This window comes from Achromobacter sp. FW305-C-28, from assembly GCF_058783235.1.
This window is the reverse complement of the sequence record NZ_JBYSYL010000013.1, coordinates 124,380-139,847: the sequence shown is the minus strand read 5'-3', so window position 1 is coordinate 139,847 and position 15,468 is coordinate 124,380. Positions and strand designations below refer to the sequence as shown.

Annotated in this window: 14 protein-coding genes; 10 read left to right on the top strand and 4 right to left on the bottom strand. The window is 65.3% G+C overall.

The genetic code is table 11. The features are described 5' to 3' along the window. The first annotated feature begins 30 nt into the window (after positions 1 to 30). Positions 31 to 360, top strand: a complete 330-nt coding sequence (gene cyaY / locus AC3WMR_RS26025) for an iron donor protein CyaY (protein ID WP_025136314.1) — start codon at positions 31 to 33, stop codon at positions 358 to 360. Positions 361 to 412: 52 nt separating this feature from the next. Here the strand turns inward: cyaY and AC3WMR_RS26020 are convergent, their stop codons facing one another. Continuing rightward, positions 413 to 2,860, bottom strand: a complete 2,448-nt coding sequence (locus AC3WMR_RS26020) for a penicillin-binding protein 1A (protein WP_025136313.1) — start codon at positions 2,858 to 2,860, stop codon at positions 413 to 415. Between the two features lie 115 nt (positions 2,861 to 2,975). Here AC3WMR_RS26020 and AC3WMR_RS26015 point away from each other — a divergent pair, with 115 nt between their 5' ends. From AC3WMR_RS26015 to AC3WMR_RS26005, 3 genes are read left to right on the top strand one after another with little or no spacing between them, the layout of a single operon-like run. Beyond that, a complete protein-coding gene (locus tag AC3WMR_RS26015) occupies positions 2,976 to 3,617 on the top strand; it encodes a shikimate kinase (protein ID WP_492266100.1) in 642 nt (213 codons plus the stop codon). Further along, positions 3,614 to 4,690 (top strand): 3-dehydroquinate synthase, encoded by a 1,077-nt coding sequence (aroB, locus tag AC3WMR_RS26010; RefSeq protein ID WP_492266000.1) that lies wholly within the window; start codon positions 3,614 to 3,616, stop codon positions 4,688 to 4,690. Before AC3WMR_RS26015 ends, aroB begins: the two co-directional genes overlap by 4 nt. Positions 4,691 to 4,713: 23 nt before the next feature. Next, positions 4,714 to 5,841, top strand: a complete 1,128-nt coding sequence (locus AC3WMR_RS26005; RefSeq protein ID WP_025136310.1) for a deoxyguanosinetriphosphate triphosphohydrolase — start codon at positions 4,714 to 4,716, stop codon at positions 5,839 to 5,841. Positions 5,842 to 5,892: 51 nt separating this feature from the next. Here the strand turns inward: AC3WMR_RS26005 and AC3WMR_RS26000 are convergent, their stop codons facing one another. Continuing rightward, a complete protein-coding gene (locus AC3WMR_RS26000; protein WP_492266001.1) occupies positions 5,893 to 6,555 on the bottom strand; it encodes a glutathione S-transferase family protein in 663 nt (220 codons plus the stop codon). Between the two features lie 29 nt (positions 6,556 to 6,584). Then, positions 6,585 to 9,440 (bottom strand): excinuclease ABC subunit UvrA, encoded by a 2,856-nt coding sequence (gene uvrA, locus AC3WMR_RS25995; RefSeq protein WP_492266002.1) that lies wholly within the window; start codon positions 9,438 to 9,440, stop codon positions 6,585 to 6,587. Positions 9,441 to 9,619: 179 nt separating this feature from the next. Here uvrA and AC3WMR_RS25990 point away from each other — a divergent pair, with 179 nt between their 5' ends. The 6 genes from AC3WMR_RS25990 to AC3WMR_RS25965 all read left to right on the top strand — a co-directional run bounded on the left by AC3WMR_RS25990 (position 9,620) and on the right by AC3WMR_RS25965 (position 14,230). Next, positions 9,620 to 10,804: an MFS transporter gene (locus tag AC3WMR_RS25990; RefSeq protein ID WP_492266003.1), complete on the top strand. Its 1,185-nt coding sequence runs from the start codon at positions 9,620 to 9,622 to the stop codon at positions 10,802 to 10,804. 290 nt (positions 10,805 to 11,094) lie between these two features. Further along, positions 11,095 to 11,616, top strand: a complete 522-nt coding sequence (ssb, locus tag AC3WMR_RS25985; protein ID WP_175192375.1) for a single-stranded DNA-binding protein — start codon at positions 11,095 to 11,097, stop codon at positions 11,614 to 11,616. A 224-nt stretch (positions 11,617 to 11,840) separates the two neighbouring features. Continuing rightward, on the top strand, positions 11,841 to 12,569 hold the full coding sequence (locus AC3WMR_RS25980; protein ID WP_492266004.1) for a class I SAM-dependent methyltransferase: 729 nt from the start codon (positions 11,841 to 11,843) through the stop codon (positions 12,567 to 12,569). A 202-nt stretch (positions 12,570 to 12,771) separates the two neighbouring features. Then, on the top strand, positions 12,772 to 13,077 hold the full coding sequence (locus AC3WMR_RS25975) for a DUF4148 domain-containing protein (RefSeq protein WP_492266005.1): 306 nt from the start codon (positions 12,772 to 12,774) through the stop codon (positions 13,075 to 13,077). A gap of 131 nt (positions 13,078 to 13,208) precedes the next feature. After that, a complete protein-coding gene (locus tag AC3WMR_RS25970) occupies positions 13,209 to 13,514 on the top strand; it encodes a DUF4148 domain-containing protein (protein WP_492266006.1) in 306 nt (101 codons plus the stop codon). A gap of 125 nt (positions 13,515 to 13,639) precedes the next feature. Continuing rightward, positions 13,640 to 14,230, top strand: coding sequence for a TetR/AcrR family transcriptional regulator (locus AC3WMR_RS25965; RefSeq protein WP_492266007.1), 591 nt, complete (start codon positions 13,640 to 13,642; stop codon positions 14,228 to 14,230). Positions 14,231 to 14,332: 102 nt separating this feature from the next. Here the strand turns inward: AC3WMR_RS25965 and AC3WMR_RS25960 are convergent, their stop codons facing one another. Then, entirely contained in the window at positions 14,333 to 15,187 is an 855-nt protein-coding gene (locus tag AC3WMR_RS25960; protein ID WP_492266008.1) for a cysteine hydrolase family protein, read from the bottom strand. Positions 15,188 to 15,468: the final 281 nt, after the last annotated feature.

Sequence of the window (15,468 nt, the reverse complement as noted above, 5' to 3'; positions counted from 1 at the left end):
GGGAACTCCGTAATTCTTGCAGGCTCGATTATGACCGAAACCGAATTTCTTGCGTTGATCGACCAGGTGCTGGAAAGCATCGAAAGCCAGGCCGATGACTGGGCGGCTTCGCTCGACGTCGACGTCGAAACCAGCCGCAGCGGCAATGTGCTGACCATGGTGTTCGAAGACAATACCCACGTGGTGGTGAACAGCCAGGCCGCCATGCAGGAACTGTGGGTGGCCGCGCGCAGCGGCGGCTTCCATTACCGCTACGACGGCCAGAACTGGAACGATACCCGAGGCGGACCGAAATTGCCGGACGCCCTGTCCCAGATCTGTTCCGCGGCGGCGGGTGTGCCCGTCACGATCCGCCTGTAGCGTTCAATAGAAAAGGCCGGTTCCCAGGAACCGGCCTTTTTTTCATTCCGCGTCAGAACGGAATCTTTTGCGACCAGGGCTGCGCGTTCTGCGTGCCCACGCCCGGCCCGACCTTGATGCGGTTGTCGGCGCCGCTGTCGTTGTTCAGGCCGTTCAGGAACTCGCCCAGCGTGTCGGCCTGGGGCAGGCCCAGGCGTGCAACGGCTTGTCCGGGCGGAAATTCCGAGAAATAGTATTCGCCGTTCTCGACGATGATGCCGTCCGGGCGGGGGCGCGGCTTTTCTTCCGGCACGCCCTTGAGCACGTCCTGCATGTAGTCGACCCAGATCGGCATGGCCACGCCGCCGCCGGTTTCGCGCGAACCGAGCGACTTGGGCTGGTCAAAGCCCAGCCAGGCGGTCGCGACGAGAGACGGGGTATAGCCCGAGAACCAGGCGTCCACGGATTCGTTGGTGGTACCGGTCTTGCCGGCGATGTCGTTGCGCTTGAGCAGCACGCGGGCACGGGCGGCGGTGCCGAAGGTGGCCACGCCGCGCAGCACGTCGTCCATGATCCAGGCAGTGCGCGGATCGATGGCGCGGGCGGCGGCGTCGCCGGCCACGACGGGCTTGGACTGCATCACGATCTTGCCGTTGCTGTCGGTGACGCGGTCAATCAGGTAGGGCGTGATGCGGTAGCCGCCGTTGGCGAACACCGAGAACGCGCCGGCCAATTGCAGCGGGGTCACGGAACCGGCGCCCAGCGCCAGCGGCAGCACGGCGGGCTGGCGGGCCTTGTCGAAGCCGAAGCGGGTCAGGTAGTCCTGGGCGTACTGCGGGCCGATTGCCTGCAGGATGCGGATCGAGACCATGTTCTTGGACTTGTACAGGCCCTGGCGCAGCGTCAGCATGGGTTCGTACTGGTTGCCGTAGTTCTTCGGGTTCCAGGCCTTGGAGCCCGTTTGCGCGGCGGTCAGTTCGAACGGCTGGTCGGAAATCTGCGTGGCCGGGGTCAGGCCGCGTTCGAGCGAGGCGGCGTAGATGAACGGCTTGATGTTCGAGCCCGGCTGGCGCCAGGCCTGCGTCACGCGGTTGAAATTGCCGCGGTAGAAGTCGAAACCGCCGACCATGGCGCGGATGGCGCCATCCTGCGGCGACAGGGCCACGAACGCGGCCTGCACCGACGGCAGGTTGATGATTTCCCAGTTGTCGCCCAGCTTGCGGATGTAGACGACGGAACCGCGCTTGATGCGTTGTTCGGGCTTGGCCTTGTCGTTGAGCGCACGGGCCACCACGCCCAGCACCTTCTTGTCGGTGACGGTGATGACTTCGCGCGAGCTGCGGGCCAGCTTGACCTCGGTGGGGCTGGCCGACAGCACCAGCGCGGTCAGCAGGTCGCCGCTGTCGCTGAACTTGTCGAACACGCCATCCAGGAATTCGTCCAGCGCCTGCGGGTTGTTCTCGGTGCCGGGGGGCAGGTCGAGCTGCTCTTCGGGGCCGGGGTAGGGCGCGCGGCGGGTGTATTCCAGCACGCCTTCGCGCACGGCGCGGTAGGCGGCTTCCTGGTCCTTGGACTGGACCGTGGTGTAGATGTTGATGCCGCGCGAGTAGACGTTGTCCTGGTAGACATTAAACAGCAGCTGGCGGGCCAGTTCGGCCACGTATTCGCCGTGGATGGCATAGCCGCCCGCAGGCGTGCCTTCCGCCGACTTCATGACGATCTGCTGCGCCATCGCCTGCTTGTATTCAGGCTCGGTCAGGTAGCCCAGCGACTGCATGCGGCCCAGCACGTAGCGCTGGCGCAGTTCGGCGCGGGGGCGGTTGGAAATCGGGTTGAAGCGCGAAGGGGCCTTGGGGATGCCGGCCAGCATGGCGGCTTCGGCCGGGGTCACTTCCGACAACGGCTTGCCGAAGTAGGTGCGCGAGGCGGCGGCAAAGCCGTAGGCGCGGTGCCCCAGGTAGATCTGGTTCATGTAGAGCTCAAGGATCTGGTCCTTGGTGAGCTCGGATTCGATCTTGAACGTCAGCAGCAGCTCGTAGAACTTGCGCGAGTAGGTCTTTTCGGACGACAGGTAGAAGTTGCGCGCCACCTGCATGGTGATCGTGCTGGCGCCCTGCGTCTTGGACATGTTGATCAGGTTGGTCAGGCCTGCGCGCACCACGCCCGTCCAGTCGATGCCGCCGTGTTGATAGAAGCGGTCGTCTTCGGCGGCCAGCACCGCGGACTTCATGACGTCCGGGATTTCGTTGAAGCGCAGCACGTTGCGGCGTTCTTCGCCGAACTCGCCGATGAGCACCTTGTCGGCCGTATAGACGCGCAGCGGCACCCGCGGGCGGTAGTCCGTCATGGCGTTCAGGTCGGGCAGGTTGGGCCACGCCAGCGCCAGGGCCATCCCTGCCAGCAGGACGCCGCACAGGAACAGGCCGGCACAGAAAATGCCGGTCTTGACGAAAAATCGCAATATCGGGGAACCGCTCTTGGCGGGCTTGTCTTTTTTGGAGGAATTCTGGGGCTTGCTCATCGCGGCGATTTTACGGGTATCTCCGGTCCCGCCTTAGCGAGGCGGATCGGTTTCTGTAACAAGATAGTTCAGTGTGGTGCGCGGGCAACTTGGCGGCAGATGTGATAATGCCGTCATGAACTTTTCCGCTCACTCATGTCCGGAGTCTGACCCGGACCTGGCGCCCTCCGGCGAGGCGCCCGAAAACTTGCCTTGCGCCTCGGAATGCGCAGGCAAGACCGTGTCGTTGCCGCATGACCTGCCCGTCTTCCTGGTGGGGATGATGGGGGCGGGCAAGACGACCATTGGCCGCGGTCTGGCGCGCGCCCTGGGGCGCGAGTTTGTCGATCTGGATCATGAGCTCGAGGCGCGTTGCGGCGTACGGGTGCCGGTAATCTTCGAAATCGAGGGCGAGGCCGGTTTCCGTCGCCGGGAGGCCGCCGCTTTGGAAGAGTGTACCCAACGGCGCAACATAATTCTTGCCACGGGCGGCGGCGCCATCCTGGCGGCCGAAAACCGCCTGCGGCTGCGCCAACGGGGCATCGTGGTCTATTTGAGGGCCAGCGTGGACGAATTGTTCCGCCGGACTTGCCGCGACCGCAACCGTCCCCTGCTGGCCACCGCCGATCCCCGCGGTACCCTGCGCGACCTGATGACCCTGCGCGAACCCCTCTATAAAGAAGTGGCCGACCTGGTGGTGGAAACGGGCTCGATGCCCATCCACACCCTGGTCAAGGCGCTGCTGCCGCAATTACAAGCCTTCGAGAAGCAGATATGAACGTTGTTGAGGTCGACACCCCGGGCGGCCAGTACCCGATCCGCATCGCACCGGGCCGCCTGGACGCCCTGGACCAGAGCATTCCCGCCGACGCCACCGCCATCGCCGTGGTCACCAACCCCACGGTGGCCGCGTTGTACGGCGAACGCGCCGAGGCCGCCCTGGCGCGTACCGGCAAGCGGGTGCTGCGCATCGAGCTGCCCGACGGCGAGTCCTATAAAGACTGGCAGTCGCTGAACCTGATCTTCGACGCCCTGTTGACGCACCGGCTGGACCGGCGCTGCGTGCTGGTGGCGCTGGGCGGCGGCGTGATCGGTGACATGACCGGGTTTGCCGCTGCGGTGTACATGCGCGGCGTACGCTTCGTGCAGGTGCCCACGACACTGCTGGCCCAGGTCGATTCGTCGGTGGGCGGCAAGACGGCCGTGAACCACCCGCTGGGCAAGAACATGATCGGCGCCTTCTACCAGCCGCTGGCGGTGGAAATCGACACCGACGTGCTCAACACCCTGCCGGCGCGCGAGATTTCGGCGGGCCTGGCGGAAGTCATCAAGTACGGCCTGATCCTGGATCCGGGTTTCTGGACCTGGTGCGAGGAAAACGCGCCCAAGCTGCGCAGCCTGGACCCCCAGGCCATCGCCTACGCCATCCGCCGCTCTTGCGAGCTGAAGGCGCAGGTGGTGGGCAAGGACGAACGTGAATCTGGTCTGCGCGCGATCCTGAACCTGGGCCATACCTTTGGCCACGCCATCGAGGCCGGCCTGGGCTACGGCGCCTGGCTGCACGGCGAGGCCGTGGGCTGTGGCATGGTGCAGGCTGCCGAGCTGTCGGCCGACGTGGCGGGTTTTCCGCGTGCGGATGTGGCGCGCGTGCGCGACCTGGTCGCGGCCATCGGCTGCCCCACGGTGGCGCCCGACCTGGGCGCCGAACGTTGGCTGGACCTGATGCAGGTCGATAAAAAGACCGAGGGCGGTGAAATCCGCTATGTGCTCATGACCCGCATCGGCGATGCCATGATGCGGGCGGCGCCGGCAGAGGCCGTGCGCGCCGTACTGGCCCGAACCACCGAGTAACGACAGGAGTGACGGTGTCGCAGATGAAAGAACTGGCTTCCTATGCATCCGACCCGTCCCGATCGCGCGGCCGGACCTATGCCGAGCCGCCGCCGGAAAACCGCAGTGAATTCCAGCGCGACCGCGACCGCATCGTGCATTCAAGCGCCTTTCGGCGGCTGGAATACAAGACCCAGGTCTTCGTGAACCACGAAGGCGACCTGTTCCGCACCCGGCTGACGCACAGCCTGGAAGTGGCGCAGATCGCGCGCACGCTGGCGCGCAGCCTGGGGCTGTCCGAAGACCTGACCGAAGCCATTTCGCTGGCGCATGACCTGGGCCACACGCCCTTTGGCCATGCGGGCCAGGACGAGCTCAATGCCTGCATGCGCGAGTTGGCGCCCGAGGCCGGCGGTTTCGAGCACAACCTGCAGAGCCTGCGCGTGGTGGACGAGCTTGAAGAGCGCTACGCCGACTTCAATGGTTTGAACCTCTGCTTTGAAACGCGCGAGGGCATACTCAAGCATTGCTCGGCGGCGCATGCGCGGCAGCTGGGCGCCGTGGGCGAACGCTTCCTGTCGCGCACCCAGCCCTCGCTCGAGGCGCAGTTGGCCAACCTGGCTGACGAAGTGGCCTACAACAACCACGATATCGACGACGGCCTGCGCTCGGGCCTCATCACGCTCGAACAATTGCAGGACGTCTCGATTTTCCAGCGGCATCATGCCCAGGTGCTGGATCGCTATCCGGGCCTGGCGTCGCGCCGGGCGGTGGCCGAGACCATCCGCCGCATGATCAATACGCTGATCACCGATCTGACGCAGACGTCGCTGGCACGCATACGCGATGTGGCGCCGGCCAGCGCCGACGACGTACGGCGTGCGCCGCCGCTGGCCGGATTCTCGGACGTGATTCGCCGCGAAGCCGACGAGCTGAAGAAATTCCTGTTCGACAACCTGTACCGGCACTATCGGGTGCTGCGCATGACCACCAAGGCGCGGCGCATCGTGCGCGAATTGTTCGCGGCCTTCCTGGATGACCCGCGGCTGCTGCCGCCGGACTATCGCCGGGCGGCCTTCAACGAGCAGGCCCGTGCCATTGCGGACTACATCGCCGGCATGACCGACCGCTACGCCATCCGCGAGCACAAGCGCCTGTTCGACATGGCTTAGGCCCTGGCGGCCGGCGGTTTGCCACGGTGGCAAACCGTTGCTGCCACGGTTTCAGCGATGTTTGCGGTAGGGTTCGTCGGCTTCGACGAAGGTGGCCTCGGCGCGTGCATCGCGCATCCATTCCTGCATGGCCGGCAGCGCCAGCACCGCATCCATGTAGTCGCGCACCGGGCCCGCCGCGGCGATGCCATAGGTGGTGAAACGCGACACGATCGGCGCAAAGAACGCGTCGGCGATCGAGAACGCACCGAACAGGAACGGACCGCCCTGGCCGAATTCGGCGCGCGTGTCTTGCCAGATGGCATGTATGCGCGAGATGTCCTGCCGTGCGGCTTCGGGGATATCGATGCCGGGCAGGTGGGCTTCGATGTTCATGGGCAGGGCCTGGCGCAGTGCGCCAAAGCCGCTGTGCATCTGAGCGGCCAGCGAGCGGGCGCGCCCACGGGCGCGGGCATCCTGTGGCCACAGGCGGGCCTCGGGGTGTTGTTCGGCCACGTATTCGCAGATGGCCAGCGAATCCCACACGGCGAATTCGCCCTCCAGCAGTACCGGCACCAGGCCGGCCGGGGTCAGCGGGCCCAGGCTGCGGGCAAAGTCCTCTGTGAACAAGCCCAGTTTTTGCTCGGTGAAGGCGACACCGGTGGCGCGCAGGGCGAGCCAGGGGCGCAAGGACCACGACGAATAGTTCTTGTTGCCGATGATCAAGGTGTACATGCCGTTTCCCCTTTGTGGCGCTGCGCCCGTCAACCGCCGGGCGTGCGGCGCAGCAGTTTGCCCAGATAGTGTCCCGTATGGCTGCCCGGGGCGTCGGCGACGTCTTCGGGGGTGCCTTGCGCCACCACGCGGCCGCCGCCGTCGCCGCCTTCGGGGCCCATGTCGACCAGCCAGTCCGCCGTCTTGATGACGTCCAGGTTGTGTTCGATGATCAGTACGGTGTTGCCGCTGTCCACCAGCTGGTTCAGCACCTGCAGCAGCAGTTCGATGTCGCGGAAATGCAGGCCGGTGGTGGGTTCATCCAGGATGTAGAGCGTGCGGCCGGTGCTGCGCCGCGACAGCTCCTGGGACAGCTTGACGCGCTGCGCTTCGCCGCCGGACAGCGTGGTGGCGCTTTGGCCCAGCCGGATATACGACAGGCCCACGTCGATCAGCGTATGCAGTTTTCGTGCAATGGCCGGCACCGATTCGAAGTATTCCAGCGCCTGCTCGACGGTCAGGTCCAGCACTTCGCTGATGTTGCGGCCGCGGTAGCGGATTTCGAGCGTTTCGCGGTTGTAGCGCTTGCCGTGGCAGACGTCGCAGGGCACGTACATGTCAGGCAGAAAGTGCATTTCCACTTTGACCACGCCATCGCCCTGGCAGGCTTCGCAGCGTCCGCCCTTGACGTTGAAGCTGAAGCGGCCGGGATCGTAGCCGCGCGTGCGCGCCTCGGGCACGCCCGCGAACAATTCGCGGATCGGCGTGAACAGGCCGGTGTAGGTGGCAGGGTTGCTGCGCGGCGTGCGGCCGATGGGGCTTTGGTCGACGCTGATGATCTTGTCGAAGTTCTCCAGCCCCTGCATCGACACATAAGGCGCGGGTTCGCTTTGCGCATGATGCAGCGCGCGCGACACCGCCACGGCCAGCGTGTCGTTGACCAGGGTCGACTTGCCCGACCCTGACACGCCGGTCACGCAGATCAGCCGGCCCGCGGGCAGGCGCAAGTCCACGGTCTTCAGGTTGTTGCCGCTGGCGCCGGTGAGCGTCAGCCAGGGCAGGTCGTCGGTGACCGGGCGGCGCTGCGGAATGGCGATGGCGCGCTTGCCGCTCAGGTATTGGCCCGTGAGCGAATTGGGATCACGTTGCACGGTGTCGGGATCGCCTTGCGCCACGACTTCGCCGCCGTGTTCGCCCGCGCCGGGTCCCATGTCGACGACCCAGTCGGCCATGCGGATCATGTCTTCGTCGTGTTCGACCACGATGACGCTGTTGCCCAGGTCGCGCAGGTGCTGCAGGGTGCCGATCAGGCGGTCGTTGTCGCGCTGGTGCAGGCCGATGGAGGGTTCGTCCAGCACGTACATGACGCCGGTCAGGCCCGAGCCGATCTGGCTGGCCAGGCGGATGCGCTGCGCCTCGCCGCCGGAAATGGTGTCGGCGCTGCGGTCCAGCGACAGGTAGTTCAGGCCGACGTTGTTCAGGAAGCTCAGGCGCGCCTCGATCTCGCGCACGATGCGCTGGGCGATCTCTTGCTTGGCGCCGGTCAGCGTCAGGTCGCGGAACCACGCCAGGCAGGTCGACAGCGGCATGGCTTCGACTTCGTAGATGGCCTGGCCGTGGCGTTCGCCGCCGCGCGGATCGTGGCCGATCAGCACATTGCGGGCCTCGGGCCGCAGCCGCGAACCGCCGCAATCGGGGCAGGTCTTGATGTTGCGGTACTTGCCGAGCTCTTCGCGCACGGTGGCCGAATCGGTTTCGCGCCAGCGGCGTTCCAGGTTGGGGATCACGCCTTCGAAGGTGTGGCGCTTGACGGTGCTGCGGCCCTTTTCGTTCAGGTAGAGGAACGAGATTTCTTCTTCGCCGGAGCCATACAGCACCTTGTCGCGCAGCGCCTCGGGCAGATCTTCGAAGGGCGCTTCGATATCGAATTCGTAGTGCGCGGCCAGGCTGGTCAGCAGCGAATGGGTAAAGGCGTTGCGGCGGTCCCAGCCGCGAATGGCGCCGGCCGCCAGGCTGAGTTCGGGGAAGGCGACCACGCGCTTGGGGTCGAAGAACCCGACCTGGCCGATGCCGTCACAGCTGGGGCAGGCACCCATCGGGTTGTTGAAACTGAACAGGCGTGGTTCCAGTTCCGGCAGGCTGTGGCTGCAGACGGGGCAGGCGTAACGGCTGGAGAAGACCTGTTCGCGGGTGCTGTCCATGTCCAGCGCCAGCGCGCGGCCATCGGCCAGCTGCAGGGCGGTTTCGAAGCTTTCGGCCAGGCGCTGCTTGCTTTCGGGCTTGATGCGCAGCCGGTCGATCACGACATCGATGTCGTGCTTCTCGGTTTTCTTGAGCGGCGCCATGCCGTCGATCTCGACCATCTGGCCGTCCACGCGCAGGCGCACATAGCCTTGCGCCTGCAGGCTGGCGCATTCGTCTTCGAAGCTGCCTTTCTTGCCGCGCGCGATGGGGGCCAGCACCGCCAGTCGGGTCTCGGCCGGCCAGGACAGCACCGCGTCCACCATCTGGCTGACGCTCTGGGCCTGCAATGGCAGGCCGTGATCCGGGCAGTAGGGCGTGCCGACCCGCGCATACAGCAGGCGCAGGTAGTCGTGGATCTCGGTGATGGTACCCACCGTAGAGCGCGGATTGTGCCCCGCGGCCTTCTGCTCGATGGAGATCGCCGGCGACAGGCCTTCGATCAGGTCCACGTCGGGCTTGTCCATCAGCTGCAGGAACTGGCGCGCATAGGCGGAAAGGCTTTCGACGTAGCGCCGCTGCCCTTCCGCGTAGAGCGTGTCGAACGCCAGCGAGGACTTGCCCGAGCCGGACAGGCCCGTCACCACCACCAGCTTGTGGCGCGGCAGATCCAGCGAGACGTTCTTGAGATTGTGGGTGCGAGCACCCCGAATGCGTATGGTCACGTCTATCGGGCTCTTTTAAGCGGTTGCAAAGGCCAACTTGGTACTATAGCGCGCCGAGTCCTCCCCCGTACGGGGGCGTTCGCCAAGATGGCTTGATGCGGACCCGGCGCCCAGGATCAGACCGTAAGCGCATGACATCCGTCAGCGCGGCCGGCCCTCGTCATCGTCTAGATTTCCGCATGCCGGCAGATACCAAACTGAAATTGACCCCTTCCGAGCGCCGCGCCAGCGTGGCGCTGGCCGGCCTGTTCGCCGCTCGGATGCTGGGGTTGTTCCTGCTGTTGCCCGTTTTCGCCGTTGCCGCCCGGGGCTTGCCCGGGGGCGACGACCCGGCGCGCGTGGGCCTGGCGCTGGGCATGTATGGCCTGACCCAGGCGTTCATGCAAATTCCGTTCGGCCTGGCGTCCGACCGCTGGGGCCGCCGGCCCGTGGTGATCTTCGGCCTGCTGCTGTTCGTGGCGGGCAGCATTGTCTGTGCCCAGGCGACCGACGTGTTCTGGATCACCATCGGCCGTGCCATTCAAGGCGCCGGCGCGATCTCGGCTGCCGTGACGGCCTGGCTGGCTGACGCCACCCGCGACGAGGTACGGACCCGGGCCATGGCCATGGTGGGCGGATCGATCGGCCTGTCGTTCGCGGTGTCGTTGGTGCTGTCGCCGGTGCTGGTGGGCTGGTGGGGCCTGTCGGGCCTGTTCTGGACCATTGCCTGTCTGGGCGTGATCTGCCTGGGCGTGGCGCGCTGGGTCGTGCCGGTGGTGCCGCGCACGCAGGCCCGCAGCTTGCAGGCGGCCAGCCCGCGCCAGGTACTGACCCACCGCGACCTGCTGCGGCTCAATTTCGGCGTCTTCGTGCTGCACCTGATCCAGGTGTCGCTGTTCGTGGTGGTGCCGGCGCTGCTGGCCAAGGTGGGCGGCCTGGACGCGCGCGAACTCTGGAAGGTCTACCTGCCGGTCATCCTGGTGTCGTTCGTGCTGATGGTGCCGGTGGTGTTCGTGGCCGAAAAGCGCCGGGCGCACCGTGGCGCCTTGCGGGGCGCGGTGGCCGGGCTGGTGCTGGTGTGCGCACTGCTGCCGGCAGCCAGCCACGGTTTCTACACACTGGCGGTGGCCTTGACCGGCTTTTTCGTGGCGTTCAATGTGCTCGAAGCCTTGCAGCCGTCGCTGGTGTCGCGGGTGGCGCCACAAGCTTATAAGGGATTGGCGCTGGGGTTCTACAACACGGCCCAGGCCGCCGGCCTGTTCACGGGCGGTGCGCTGGGCGGCTGGGTGGCCTCGCATTCGGGCGCGGGGGCGGTGTTTGTCGGCGCCGCGGTGCTCGCGGCCTTGTGGCTGGTCGTGACCTGGGCGCTCAAGCCGCTGGCGTAGCCGGCCGGGCAATGCCCGAAGCGGAAAGTCGCGGATCGCGCCGCCAACGGTGCCCAACAGCGCTGAAATCGATTCCCGGGCAGGACAGCTTTGTCACGATTCCGGTTTGGCGCGGCAGGCGCTTTTCGTCGATAATACTAGCCAAATTAGGGCTTCACCGGCATCGCCGGTCATCGCTATGATGACCGGCGAGTTTCATGAAGCCGGTCTTCAACATTGCTATTTATGTTGTTGCCGGCGTGTCCGCGGCAACGCGTGGCGCAGGCTGTCAACAACAGAGGGACAACGGCATGGCATCGGTTAACAAAGTCATTCTCGTGGGCAATCTGGGTCGCGACCCGGAAGTCCGCTACAGCCCCGACGGGGCCGCAATCTGCAACATGTCCATCGCCACCACCTCGTCCTGGAAGGACAAGGCCAGCGGCGAGAAGCGCGAAGAAACCGAATGGCACCGCGTCGTCATGTATAACCGCCTGGCCGAAATCGCCGGCGAATACCTGAAAAAGGGCCGTTCGGTCTACATCGAAGGCCGCCTGAAGACCCGCAAGTGGCAAGACAAGGACACCGGCGCCGATCGCTACAGCACCGAAATCGTCGCTGACCAGATGCAGATGCTGGGTGGCCGCGAAGACGGCGGTGGCGGTGGCGGCAGCTACGGTGGCGGCGGTGGCTACGATGACGCGCCGGCGCGCCAGCCGCAGCAACGCGCTCCGGCTCAGCGCCCGGCGCCGCAGCAGCGTCCGGCTCCCCAATCGGCCCCGGCCGGTGGCGGCGCCAACCTGGCCGACATGGACGACGATATCCCGTTCTGATCGCGTCATCGCGATGGTGCGCCGACCGCGCATCATCAACAGAGCCCGGCAAGCTTTGCGCCCGCCGGGCTTTTTTGTGCCGGTTGCCTGGCCGTACCAGCGGCTGTCCACAGGCTACGCACAGCCTGTCCACAGCTTGCCCACCGATAATCAGGGCTTTTCCACAGCTTGTTAACAGGGGTAGGCTGACAAGCCTGCCCCTTCATGCCCGCGAGAGAGCCGCAATGACCCAGAACATCTACGACACGCCGGAATTCTTTGAAGGCTATAGCCAGATGGCCCGCTCGGTGCATGGCCTGGATGGCGCGCCCGAATGGCCGGCGTTGCGGGCACTGGTGCCCGATGTGAAGGGCCGCGGCGTGGTCGACCTGGGGTGCGGCTTCGGCTGGTTCTGCCGTTGGGCCGATGAGCAAGGGGCGGCCAATGTGCTGGGGTTGGACGTGTCCGAAAACATGCTTGCGCGGGCACGTGACACCACTCGCAGCACTACGATCCGGTATCAGCGGGCCGATCTGGACCAGTTGCAGCTGCCGCCGCAAAGCGTCGACCTGGCCTACAGCTCGTTGACGCTGCATTATCTGGAACACCTGCCCGCGCTGTTCGCCTCTGTGCACCAGGCGCTCAAACCGGGCGGGCGCTTCGTGTTTTCGGCCGAGCACCCGATCTACACGGCCCCGGCGCGGCCCGGTTTCGTTCAGGACGCCGCGGGGCGGCGCATCTGGCCGTTGAACCAGTACGCGCTACGGGGCCCGCGGACCACCGACTGGCTGGCCAAGGGCGTCATCAAGCAGCACCGCACCGTGGGGGACTACGTGAACCTGTTGATCGAAGCGGGTTTCACGCTGGCGCACCTGGACGAATGGGCGCCCACCGCGGCCCAGCTTGCCGCCCAGCCTGCGTTGGCCGAAGAGCAGGACCGGCCCATGATGCTGCTCGTGGCTGCAGATCGTTGAAATATCTGGTTTCACAATAAGCGCTTGCGCCATCTACCTAGTAGTAGGTAAGATTCATCCATCGACGCAGCAAACCCAGCAACACCGCGGCGTCGCCCGAAACCAGAAATACAGTAGTCCCCCTTTTTATTTGCCTTGTTATCTACCTATAAGTAGATAGTTTAACTGAAACAACCTAGCCATCGCTATCTGGAGATCCATCATGAAGACCCTCGTTTCCGCCCTGATCCTGTCTGCTTCGTTCATCGGCGCCGCCCATGCCGGCGAGCTGGACTATCCGCCCGCCGCCGATACCCAAAGCACGGTGACCCGCGCCCAGGTGCAGCAAGAACTGGCCGCCGCCCGCGCCAACGGTGAACTGGCCTCGGGTGAAGAAGGCTACGCCGCCACCGCTTTCGCCAACGCCGGTGACAAGAGCCGCGCCCAAGTGAAGCAAGAATTGGCCGCTGCCCGCGCCCAGGGCCTGACCGAAAGCGGCGAATTGGACTATCCCCCCGTTCAAGGCTGATTTTTTGCGGCTGGACGTCTATCTATAGATAGGTAGCCTTTTCGAGCCTGGCCGCAACGTCGGCAGCAAGACCAAACAGCACTTCCTGAACAGCAAGCCAAGCATCACCCCATCCTTACTGGAGATCCACCATGAAGACCCTCGTATCCGCCCTGATCCTGTCCGCCTCGTTCATCGGCGCCGCCCAAGCCGGCGAACTGGACTATCCGCCCGCCGCGAACACCCAAAGCACGGTGACCCGCGCCCAGGTGCAGCAAGAACTGGCCGCCGCCCGCGCCAATGGTGAACTGGTCACCAACGAAGAAGGCTATGCCGCCACCGTTTTCGCCAGCGCCGGTGACAAGAGCCGCGCCCAAGTGAAACAGGAACTCGCCGCGGCCCGCGCCCAAGGTCTGACCGAAAGCGGTGAACTGGACTACCCGCCCGTTCAAGGCTGAGTCTGATGCCGAACGATGCGGACTCCGGGGGGGCGGGATGTTTCCCGGCCGGAGTCCGCACGGTTGTTCCGGCCCGGGGAAACCCGCCGATGACGAACCGATCTATTAGTAGGTAATATTCAGCCATGGACACTCCGACTCCCAACACCACCCGCGACCAGCTGCTGGCCCATGCCGAGAAGCTGATCCGTACCCGCGGTTGCAATGGCTTCAGCTATCGCGACCTGGCTGAGCATGTGGGCGTGAAGACGTCCAGCATTCACTATTACTTTCCTGGCAAGGACGACCTGCTCTACGAGGCCGTCGAAGCCTATAGCGCCCGTGCCCTGGCCTCGGTGCGCAGCATCGATACCGCCCAACCGGCCCACGCCCAGCTTGAAGCCTATCTGTCGATGATGGAATCGAAGGCCTGCAGCAGCGGCGAGCTGTGCCTGGGTGGCATGCTGGCCGCCGAAGTGATGAGCCTGCCCGAACGCGTGCGTGGCGCCTTGCAAGGATTTTTCCGGGCCCACGAAGCCTGGCTTACCCGCGTGCTGGCGCAAGGCGCCGAAGAAGGCACCTTGAAATTCTCGGGCACCGCCGAAGCGGCAGGACGAGCGGTGTTTGCGACCGTGCAGGGTTGTCTGCTGGTGTCCCGCCTGTTCCAGGCGCCGCCCGCCTTGTGCGAGGCGATCAGCGCCTTGTATGTCGAATGCCAGGATAAGCCGGCGGCTTGATCTGCCCGTCTGGCTCTTGCCACGGCCGCACTGCGCAAGCTTGCGGCCGTTGTCCTTTTTTTTGCGGCGCCCGATAACGCCCAATCGCAGCGCTGCGCTGGATCAGGCCAGCGCGCGCGCCATGTCCACGCTGCTGCGGGCCTGCATGCCCAGGTCGCGCACGCGCTGCAGGAAACCGGCCTGCGCATCGCTGAAACCGGTGACCGGGCTGATGCAATCGGTCAGCAGCACGACGCGCGACAGGTTGCCGCCAGGCAAGTACTCGCCGATATGTTCGACCGTGGCCTTGACGCAGTGGCTGCCGGCAACGCCTGCGACGACGATGAGATCGGCGCGATCCAGCGAATCGAGCAGGTTGCGGTTGAGCTGGCTGCGGGGATCGTCGGCGTCCGGCACTTCGGCCATCAGCGCACTGTAGTGTTCCGTCCACGGGTTGGTGCCCTTGGGCACCTTGCGCACGATGAATTGGCCGGCGTCTTCCCAGCGGCTGTAGGCGGCGCGCACATCTGGATGGACATTGTGGCCCCAGGTGCCGATTTCGCAATGCACAGGCCACACCATCAGGGTGTAGCGGCCGCGCGCCTCCAGTTCATCCAGATAGGACAGCGTGCGTGGCAGGTCATCGACGTGCCGGGGCTGGAAAGCACCCGAACGCACCTGGCTGGCCGTGATGGGCGTGAATGGGGCGACTGGCCTGCCGTCGCCCGTGCGCCAGAACGTCGGGTGGGCGATGTCCAGCCGATGATGCGAATCCAGCGTGACGGTCACGGCGGATAACACCGGCGCGGCGGCATCGATGAATTGCGCCAGCCGCTGCATGTCGGCATGCGCGCCGGGCACCGGCAACGCGGGCGCGATGGCCTGGCCGGTCAGGGGATCGGCGGGCAGGTAACCCTTCGGCAGATCGCAGAAATCGTTCTGCGGATCGATGATCAGTAGATGAACAGAGCGCGACATGGGGGCGGGGGCGGGGAATGAATACGGAATATAGACCGGGATGCCCGCGCCGGGCGAGTGCATTGCGCTTGCCCGCCTGGGATCGAGCCATCCCGCCAAGCAGGACATGCTAGAACAGCACGAGATGATGGGCGCAGTCCGGCAATTGCCGCAGCAAGGCGCGCCACAGGAACCAGATGCGTGCCAACGCCGTCACCCCGACTGCTGCTGCGATGTAGAAAACCATGACCCGCTCCATTTTTCATAAAATTCGCACGACCGTGCGAAATTGGCTGCAAGAA

What these genes read in the sequence shown, in the direction of transcription:
- cyaY (WP_025136314.1), top strand. Translation starts at nt 31, where the DNA reads ATGACCGAAACCGAATTTCTTGCGTTGATCGACCAGGTGCTGGAAAGC.
- AC3WMR_RS26020 (WP_025136313.1), bottom strand. Translation starts at nt 2,860, where the DNA reads ATGAGCAAGCCCCAGAATTCCTCCAAAAAAGACAAGCCCGCCAAGAGC.
- AC3WMR_RS26015 (WP_492266100.1), top strand. Translation starts at nt 2,976, where the DNA reads ATGAACTTTTCCGCTCACTCATGTCCGGAGTCTGACCCGGACCTGGCG.
- aroB (WP_492266000.1), top strand. Translation starts at nt 3,614, where the DNA reads ATGAACGTTGTTGAGGTCGACACCCCGGGCGGCCAGTACCCGATCCGC.
- AC3WMR_RS26005 (WP_025136310.1), top strand. Translation starts at nt 4,714, where the DNA reads ATGAAAGAACTGGCTTCCTATGCATCCGACCCGTCCCGATCGCGCGGC.
- AC3WMR_RS26000 (WP_492266001.1), bottom strand. Translation starts at nt 6,555, where the DNA reads ATGTACACCTTGATCATCGGCAACAAGAACTATTCGTCGTGGTCCTTG.
- AC3WMR_RS25990 (WP_492266003.1), top strand. Translation starts at nt 9,620, where the DNA reads ATGCCGGCAGATACCAAACTGAAATTGACCCCTTCCGAGCGCCGCGCC.
- ssb (WP_175192375.1), top strand. Translation starts at nt 11,095, where the DNA reads ATGGCATCGGTTAACAAAGTCATTCTCGTGGGCAATCTGGGTCGCGAC.
- AC3WMR_RS25980 (WP_492266004.1), top strand. Translation starts at nt 11,841, where the DNA reads ATGACCCAGAACATCTACGACACGCCGGAATTCTTTGAAGGCTATAGC.
- AC3WMR_RS25975 (WP_492266005.1), top strand. Translation starts at nt 12,772, where the DNA reads ATGAAGACCCTCGTTTCCGCCCTGATCCTGTCTGCTTCGTTCATCGGC.
- AC3WMR_RS25970 (WP_492266006.1), top strand. Translation starts at nt 13,209, where the DNA reads ATGAAGACCCTCGTATCCGCCCTGATCCTGTCCGCCTCGTTCATCGGC.
- AC3WMR_RS25965 (WP_492266007.1), top strand. Translation starts at nt 13,640, where the DNA reads ATGGACACTCCGACTCCCAACACCACCCGCGACCAGCTGCTGGCCCAT.
- AC3WMR_RS25960 (WP_492266008.1), bottom strand. Translation starts at nt 15,187, where the DNA reads ATGTCGCGCTCTGTTCATCTACTGATCATCGATCCGCAGAACGATTTC.